The organism is Chitinophaga sp. CF118, from assembly GCF_900112615.1.
Lineage (GTDB): Bacteria > Bacteroidota > Bacteroidia > Chitinophagales > Chitinophagaceae > Chitinophaga.
In genome coordinates this window covers 1-1,901 of sequence record NZ_FOMK01000026.1, presented here as the reverse complement: position 1 = coordinate 1,901, position 1,901 = coordinate 1, and the positions used below count along the sequence as shown (strand labels likewise).

Annotated in this window: 1 protein-coding gene; it reads left to right on the top strand. The window is 47.5% G+C overall.

What is annotated here, in order from left to right; translation table 11 throughout:
- Positions 1-1,901: hypothetical protein (locus tag BM176_RS32680; RefSeq protein WP_218162328.1), on the top strand; the 1,901-nt coding region annotated here is incomplete at both ends.

The window sequence follows — 1,901 nt, the reverse complement described above, 5'->3', positions numbered from 1 at the left end:
ACCGCTACACTGAGATGGACCATTACAAATGGTACCTGCGTAACTACAGATGATGTAGTATTAACTAACTACGCTACACCAACACCTTCTGTTGCCGGTCCTGCTCAAGTACATTGTGCTATCGATCTGTTTACGATGGCTGCTAACGCACCAACAGTAGGAACAGGTTTATGGACAGTGGTTTCAGGTACTGCTACTATCACAGATGCAACCAATCCGGCAACAACAGTCACTGTATTGGCAGGTAACACTGCTACCCTGGCATGGACCATCACTAACGGAACATGTCCGGCTTCATCAAGTACTGTTGTGCTGACTAATTATGCAGCACCAACGCCCATCACACCAGCGCCCGACCAGGAACATTGCGCAGATCCCCTGTTCACAATGGCAGCTACTCCTGCAAGTGTAGGAACAGGTGTATGGACAATCGTTTCAGGTACTGCTACTATTGCTACAACAAACAGTCCAACAACTACAGTTACGGTATTAGCTGGTAATACAGCTACCCTGCGCTGGACCATCACTAATGGTACCTGCGTATTAACAGATGATGTTGTACTTACAAATAATGTAAATATCCTGGCCGCTGCCGGTCCTGACCAGAACAATTGTGCTAATCCTGCTTTCACCCTGGCTGCTAACACTCCGGCTACAGGATCAGGTTTATGGACAGTGGTTTCAGGTACTGCTACTATAACAGATGACACCAATCCCACTTCAGCAGTAACAGTTCCAACAGGAAGCACTGCTACGCTGCGCTGGACCATCACCAACGGTACCTGCGTAACAACAGACGATGTAGTATTAACAAACTACGATGTACCAACACCTTCTGTTGCCGGTCCAGCTCAGGCACATTGTAATGATGCGCTGTTTACGATGGCTGCTAACACACCAACAGTAGGAACAGGTTTATGGACAGTGGTTTCAGGAACAGCTACTATCACACTAGCAACCAGTCCGACAACGACAGTCAATGTACCAGCAGGTAACACTGCTACGCTGGCATGGACTATTACAAACGGAACATGTCCGCCTTCACAGACAACTATCGTTCTCACAAATAGTCAAAATGTTATAGCCGCTGCCGGTCCTGACCAGAACAATTGTGCTAATCCTGCTTTCACCCTGGCTGGTAACAACCCTGGTGCAGGAACAGGTTTATGGACAGTGGTTTCCGGTACTGCTACTATCACAACGGCAAACAGTGAGACTTCAGCAGTAACAGTTCCAACAGGAAGCACTGCTACACTGAGATGGACGATCACAGACGGACTTTGCTCCACAACAGATGATGTAGTGTTAACTAACTACGCTACACCAACACCTTCTGTTGCCGGTCCAGCTCAATCACAATGTGCTAACGATCTGTTTACGATGGCTGCTAATGCACCAACAGTAGGAACAGGTTTATGGACCGTGGTTTCTGGTACTGCTACTATCACAGATGCAACCAGTCCAACAACGACAGTCACTGTATTAGCAGGTAACACTGCTACCCTGGCATGGACCATTTCTAACGGAACATGTCCGGCTTCATCAAGTACTGTTGTGCTGACTAATTATGCAGCACCAACGCCAATCACACCAGCGCCAGACCAGGAACACTGTAATGTTGCACTGTTTACAATGGCAGCTACTCCTGCAAGTGTAGGAACAGGTGTATGGACAATCGTTTCAGGTACTGCTACTATCGCTACAACAAACAGTCCAACAACTACAGTTACAGTATTAGCTGGTAATACAGCTACCCTGCGCTGGACCATCACTAACGGTACCTGCGTATTAACAGATGATGTTGTACTGACAAATAATGTAAATATCCTGGCCGCTGCCGGTCCTGACCAGAACAATTGTGCTAATCCTGCTTTCACCCTGGCTGCTAACACTCCGGCTAC